Source organism: Agromyces sp. NPDC056965 (assembly GCF_042673425.1).
GTDB lineage: Bacteria > Actinomycetota > Actinomycetes > Actinomycetales > Microbacteriaceae > Agromyces.
Window position 1 is genome coordinate 1 of record NZ_JBHURI010000134.1, and the last position, 6380, is coordinate 6380.

The following is a 6380-nucleotide window of genomic DNA, read 5'->3' on the forward strand; positions in this document are numbered from 1 at the left end:
GTGCAGCACGCTGCACGGGGCATCCGTCGTCTCAGCTGAGGCCGCGACGCTCGAGGAGTGCCGCGATGTCGGGCTCGCGCCCGAGCAGCCGCCGGATCGACTCCCGCGGATCGCGCGAACCGCCCGGAGCGAGGATCTCCGCGCGATAGCGATCGCCGTTCGCGCGGGTGGCGCCGCCGTTGGCCTCGAACCACGCCATGATGTCGGCGCCCGGCACCTCGCTCCAGATGTACGAGTAGTACCCGGCGTCGTACCCGCCAGCGAAGACGTGCGCAAAGTAGGTGCTCGAATAGCGCGGCGGCACGAGCGGGTCGTCGAGTCCGGCCGCGGCGAGGGCCCGGTGCTCGAAGTCCGCGACGTCGCTGACGGCCTCGGCTTCGGCGGGCGAGAGTCGGTGCCATGCCTGGTCGAGCACGGCCGCCGCGAGGTATTCGGTGGTCGAGAAGCCCTCATTGAACGTGCGCGACGCCAGCAGGCGGTCGACGAGCTGCCCCGGCATCCGCTCGCCCGTCTCGTGGTGCACGGCGTACTCGCCCAGCACCTCGGGTCGCAGGACCCAGAGCTCGTTGACCTGGCTCGGCAGCTCGACGAAGTCGCGGTACACGTTCGTACCCGACATCGACGGGTGCACGACATCGGAGAGCAGGCCGTGCAGTGCATGGCCGAACTCGTGGAAGAGCGTCTCAGTCTCGTCGAGCGTGAGCAGGGTCGGCTCGCCCGCAGCCGGGCGGGCGACGTTCATGTTGTTGACGACGACCGGGAGCGTGCCCTCGAGCGCCGACTGCTCGACGAGCGAGCTCATCCACGCGCCACCGCGCTTCGAGTCCCGGGTGTAGAGGTCGAGCAGGTAGAGCCCCACGGGCGTGCCGTCCTCCTCGAACACCTCGAACACGCGCGTCTCGGGGTGGTATCCGACGAGGTCGGTGCGTTCGGTGAACGTGAGCCCGTAGAGCAGCTGTGCCGCGCGGAAGACGCCCCGAGTGAGGACTCGATCGAACTCCAGGTACGGGCGCATCTCGTCGAGGTCGACCGCGTAGCGCTCCCGTCGCACCGCCTCGCTGAGGAACGCCCAGTCGGAAGCCTCGACCGGCCGCCGTCCGCTCGACGCCGCCTGCCCCGCAAGGGCGAGCGCTTCGCGCCGGGCGTTCGCCGCGGCGGCGGGCGCGAGCCGGTCGAGCAGCTCGGCGACGGACTCGGGCGTGCCCGCCGTCTCATCGACCGTGACGGCGGCGGCGTGACTGTCGAAACCGAGGAGCGTCGCTCGCTCGGCGCGGAGTCGCACGAGCTCGAGCAGCGTCGAGCGGGTGTCGTGGGCACCGCCGCGGCATCCGCGAGCCCGTGATGCGGCGAGCAGGCGATCACGCACGGCGTCGCGCTCGAGCGATGCGAGCGTCGGCTGGCCGGTCGGCAGCACGAGCGTGATGAGCCAGCCGTCGAGACCGCGCGCGATCGCGGCCTCTCGCGCAGCCGAACGTCGTCCGTCGTCGAGGCCCGCGAGGTCGTCGGGGTCGGTCAGGTGCAGCGCGAGATCGTTGGCATCGGCGAGCAGATGCTGCTGGAACGCCGTCGTGAGTTCGGAGATGCGGGTGTTCAGTGCCGTGAGGGCGCTGCGCTGCGTCTCGTCGAGTGCGGCGCCGGCGAGCGTCGCGGTGCGGTGGTACGTGTCGAGCAGCTCGAGCGACTCCGCATCGAGGCCGAGCTCGTTCCGCGCGGCCTGCAGCTCGGAGAGTCGTGCGTAGAGCCGCGGATCGAGCCTGATCGCGTCGCGATGGGCCGAGAGCAGCGGTGCGAACTCGACCTCCACGGCGTCGATCGCGGCGTCGCTGTCGGCCGAGCTCGCGTTCTCGAAGACGGGGAGCACGCGGCGGAGCAGGCCTCCCGAGCGTTCGAGGGCGACGACCGTGTTGTCGAACGTCGGCGCAGCGGCATCCGTGGCGATCGCCTCGACCGCCTGCCGCTGTTCCCGCATCCCCTCGGTGATCGCCTCCCGATAGTGCTCGGGTCGGATGAGGGCGAAGAGCGGAAGCCGGTAGGGCAGCGGGCTCGGCTCGAGGAACGGATTGGAGTGCTCGGTCATCCATCCACCGTAGTTCGCTGTCACGCGAGCGAGCATGAGCTTAGGCTCGGAACATGAGCACCGATCGCCCCGAACAGGTCCTCCGCGATGCGTACACGCACGGCCACCACGCGAGCGTGCTGCGCACGCATTCCTGGCGCACGGTGGAGAACTCCGCCGCCTACCTCCTGCCGCATCTGCGCGAAGGGATGCGCGTGCTCGACGTGGGGAGCGGACCCGGCACCATCACGATCGACCTGGCCCGCCGGGTGCGACCCGGAAGCGTCGTCGGCGTCGATGCCTCGGCCGACGTCGTGGCCGCGGCGGCCGGGCTCGCCGAGAGCGAGGGGGTGGCGAACGTCGAGTTCGCCGTGGGCGACGCGTACGCGCTCGACTTCGACGACGACACCTTCGACGTCGTGCACGCCCACCAGGTGCTGCAGCACCTCGGACGACCGGTCGAGGCGCTCCGCGAGTTCCGCCGTGTCACCAAGCCCGGGGGAGTCGTCGCCGCGCGCGACGTCGACTACGGGGGCGTGATCTGGAACCCCGCATCGCCCGGCCTCGCGCGGTGGCTCGAGCTCTATCGAGCCGTGCACGAGTGGAACGGCGGCGAGGCCGATGCCGGGCGCCACCTGAAGAGCTGGGCGCGCGAAGCCGGGTTCACCGAGATCGCCGCGACCGGCACCGTGTGGGTCTTCTCCACCGCGCTCGAACGCGAATGGTGGGGCGGCGCCTGGGCCGAGCGCGCCACCGAGTCGCAGTTCGCAGCGCACGCGATCGAGTCGGGGCACTCGAACCCCGACGAGCTGCGGCGCGTCGCAGATGCCTGGCGGGCATGGGCGGCCGACGAGGACGGATGGCTGCTCATGCCGCACAGCGAGATCGTCGCGCGGGCCTAGGGCACGCGCTGGGCGCGTGCTGAGCTGGTGTGCTCAGCGAGCTCGCTGCTACCAGTCCTCGTCGGCGTCGTGCGCGTCGACGATCGTGTCGCGCACGACCGTGCCGTCGTCGAGCTCGGCGATCGGTCGCCCCTCGAGCCACGTCAGGGTCCAATGGCGGTTCGCGCCGTCGCCCGCGAACGCCGCCTCGGCGGCGGCGATCCGCTCGCGCAGCTCGGCCGGCACGGATGCCGGCGGCACCGCGCCGAACGCCCAGCGGGTGCCGAGGCGCATCAGGCGTCCATCTCGTAGGTGACCCAGCTGGTGCGCTTCGCGATCTGGTCGTACACCTGCTGCGCCGGCGCATTGTCGGCCGCAGTGATCCAGCTCACGCCGCCATGGCCGATCTCGGCCGCGCGCGCGTGCACGAACTCGATGAGCGATCGCCCGATGCCAGACCCGCGCGCGCTCTCGTCGACGTAGAGATCGTCGAGGTACATGCCCCGAGTCGCCGTCAGCGAGTTCGGCACGGCCCGGTAGTGGGCGAGCCCCACCGGGCGCCCTTCGTCGTCGACGGCGAGTGCGGCCTGCAGCGGCTCGGCCTCGTCACGGATCCAGTTCCAGACGATGAGCGCCTTGGCGTCGTCGAGTTCGGTCTCGTAGAAGCGGCAGTACGCCTCGAACAGCGGCAGCCATCCGAAGAAGTCGTCGTCACCGGCCGATCGGATCTCGTAGTTCATGGTTCCCCCTATTCCGACGGCGCCTCGAAGACGACGTCGCGGACTTCGAACGACTCGGCTTCGACGAAACCGAGCTCGGCGATGCGCCCCACCGCACGCAGATCTGATGCGACCGATTCCAGCAGCGCGATCGTCGCGGCGGGCGCAGCGATCACGGCACTCGCGACGGGCGTCTTCTGCGACGCCTTCGCATCGGTCTTGGCCCGTCGGATGCCCGTCAGCGCGAGGCCCGCGAGCTCGAGGAGCTCGACGCCGGCGTCGCCGCGGGCGGCGAGCTCGTCGACGTTCGGCCACGAGGCCACGTGCACCGAACCGTCGTGCGACCAGCGCCACGCCTCTTCGGTCGCGAACGGGATGACGGGAGCGAAGAGTCGGAGCAGCACGTCGAGCGCGGTCTTCAGCGCCGCCACGGCGGAGGCCTGCTCGGGGCTCGGCTCGCCGTAGGCGCGCTCCTTCACGAGCTCGAGGTAGTCGTCGCAGAACGTCCAGAAGAACGTCTCGGCGAGCTCCAGCGCACGCGCGTGGTCGTAGGCCTCGAGCGAACGGGTGGCGCGCTCGACGACACCGGTGAGCTCGGCGAGCATGCTGCGGTCGACCGGCACGGTCACCGGGGCATCCGCTCGGCCGTCGAAGCCGAGGATGAACTTCGCCGCGTTCAGCACCTTGATGGCGAGGCGACGGCCGATCTTGACCTGCGTCGGGTTCTGCGGGTCGAAGGCCGCGTCGGTGCCGAGGCGCGAGGATGCCGCCCAATAGCGCACCGCGTCGGAGCCGTGCTGGTCGAGGAGGCCGGCCGGCGTCACGACGTTGCCCTTCGACTTCGACATCTTCTTGCGGTCGGGGTCGACGATGAAGCCCGAGATCGAGGCGTTCGCCCACGGCGCGACGCCGTGCTCGAGCTCGGCGCGGAGCGTGGTCGAGAAGAGCCAGGTGCGGATGATGTCCTGACCCTGCGGGCGCAGCGAGTACGGGAATACGAGGTCGAAGAGCTCGGGGTCGCGCTCCCAGCCGCCCGCGAGCTGCGGGGTCAGCGACGAGGTCGCCCAGGTGTCCATGACGTCGTGCTCGCCGATGAAGCCACCGGCTTCGCCGCGCTGCGACTCCTCGAAGCCGGGTGCCGCCGCGGAGGACGGGTCGACCGGCAGCATCTCGCGCGTCGCGACGATCGGCTCGTCGAACTTCGGGTCGCCGGCCGCGTCGAGCGGGTACCAGACGGGGATCGGCACGCCGAAGAAGCGCTGGCGCGAGACGAGCCAGTCGCCGGAGAGCCCGCCGACCCAGTTCTCGTACCGCACGCGCATGAAGTCGGGGTGCCAGTCGATCTCACGGCCGTGCGAGAGCAGTCGCTCGCGCAGGGCCTCGTCACGAGCGCCGTTGCGGATGTACCACTGGCGCGTCGAGACGATCTCGAGCGGCTTGTCGCCCTTCTCGAAGAACTTGACCGGGTGCGTGATCGACTTCGGGTCGGCGAGGAGGTCGCCCGAGTCGCGGAGCTGCTGCACCACGGCCTGCTTCGCCGAGAAGGTGGTCTTGCCCGCCAGCTCGGCGAACGCGGCCTTGCCGGCCTCGGAGGTGATGGCCTCGGGGGCCTCGGCGATGACGCGGCCGTCGAAGCCGATGATCGCGCGGTTCGGCAGGTCGAGCTCGCGCCACCACACGACGTCGGTGATGTCGCCGAACGTGCAGATCATGGCGATGCCGGTGCCCTTGTCCTTCTGGGCGAGGTGGTGGGCGACGACGGGCACCTCGACGCCGAACACGGGCGACGTGACGGTCGTGCCGAAGAGCGGCTGGTAGCGCTCGTCGTCGGGGTGCGCGACGAGGGCGACGCACGCGGGGATGAGCTCGGGCCGGCTCGTCTCGATCTCGATGATGCCGCCGTCGGGGCGGTGGAACGAGACGCGGTGGTAGTGGCCCGGCTGCTCGCGGTCCTCGAGTTCGGCCTGCGCGACCGCGGTGCGGAAGGTGACGTCCCAGAGGGTCGGCGCGAGCGCCTGGTATGCCTCGCCCCGCTCGACGTTGCGTACGAAGGCGAGCTGCGAGGCGAAGAGCGACTCGTCGCCGATCGTGCGGTACGTCTGGGTCCAGTCGACCGAGAGGCCGAGCTGGCGCCAGAGCGCCTCGAACTGCTGCTCGTCTTCGACGGTCAGCCGCTCGCACAGCTCGATGAAGTTGCGGCGACTGATCGGCACCTGGTCGGCGGCCTTCGTCGACTTGCCGTCGCCGCCCTCGAACGGCGGCACGAAGCCGTCGATGTAGGCGAGGGTCGGGTCGCAGCGCACGCCGTAGTAGTTCTGCACCCGGCGCTCGGTGGGCAGGCCGTTGTCGTCCCAGCCCATCGGGTAGAAGACGCTCTTGCCGCGCATGCGCTGGAATCGGGCGACGACGTCGGTGTGCGTGTACGAGAAGACGTGGCCGATGTGCAGCGAACCGGAGGCGGTCGGCGGCGGGGTGTCGATCGAGTAGATGCACTCGCGCGTCGCCGACTTCCGGTCGAACCGGTAGGTGCCCTCGCGCTCCCAGGCGCCTCCCCAAACCGATTCGAGGCCTTCGAGAGCGGGCTTGTCGGGAATGCGCGCGGTGTCGGTCATGATGCTCCGGTTCGATATCGGCGGCACCGTGTCGGTGGTGAGGTGCCTGAATGTGCGACGATCCAGCCTACCGGAGGCGAGCACGAACGCCGCGGCACCCGCCCGTCGAGCG

Annotated in this window: 5 protein-coding genes; 1 reads left to right on the top strand and 4 read right to left on the bottom strand. The window is 70.5% G+C overall.

Features of this window, described 5'->3' with window-relative positions; all coding sequences use genetic code 11:
- Positions 1-31: 31 nt before the first annotated feature.
- Positions 32-2077: a M3 family metallopeptidase gene (locus tag ACFTQE_RS19630; protein WP_376926646.1), complete on the bottom strand. Its 2046-nt coding sequence runs from the start codon at positions 2075-2077 to the stop codon at positions 32-34.
- A 53-nt stretch (positions 2078-2130) separates the two neighbouring features.
- Here ACFTQE_RS19630 and ACFTQE_RS19635 point away from each other — a divergent pair, with 53 nt between their 5' ends.
- Positions 2131-2958, top strand: coding sequence for a methyltransferase domain-containing protein (locus tag ACFTQE_RS19635; RefSeq protein ID WP_376926647.1), 828 nt, complete (start codon positions 2131-2133; stop codon positions 2956-2958).
- A 48-nt stretch (positions 2959-3006) separates the two neighbouring features.
- Here the strand turns inward: ACFTQE_RS19635 and ACFTQE_RS19640 are convergent, their stop codons facing one another.
- Genes ACFTQE_RS19640 through valS form a run of 3 tightly spaced genes read right to left on the bottom strand, consistent with a single transcriptional unit; the run spans position 3007 to position 6268 of the window.
- Positions 3007-3231: a hypothetical protein gene (locus ACFTQE_RS19640; protein ID WP_376926648.1), complete on the bottom strand. Its 225-nt coding sequence runs from the start codon at positions 3229-3231 to the stop codon at positions 3007-3009.
- Positions 3231-3677, bottom strand: a complete 447-nt coding sequence (locus tag ACFTQE_RS19645; protein WP_376926649.1) for a GNAT family N-acetyltransferase — start codon at positions 3675-3677, stop codon at positions 3231-3233. The genes ACFTQE_RS19640 and ACFTQE_RS19645 overlap by 1 nt, the downstream gene beginning before the upstream one ends.
- Positions 3678-3685: 8 nt before the next feature.
- Positions 3686-6268: a valine--tRNA ligase gene (gene valS / locus ACFTQE_RS19650; RefSeq protein ID WP_376926650.1), complete on the bottom strand. Its 2583-nt coding sequence runs from the start codon at positions 6266-6268 to the stop codon at positions 3686-3688.
- Positions 6269-6380: the final 112 nt, after the last annotated feature.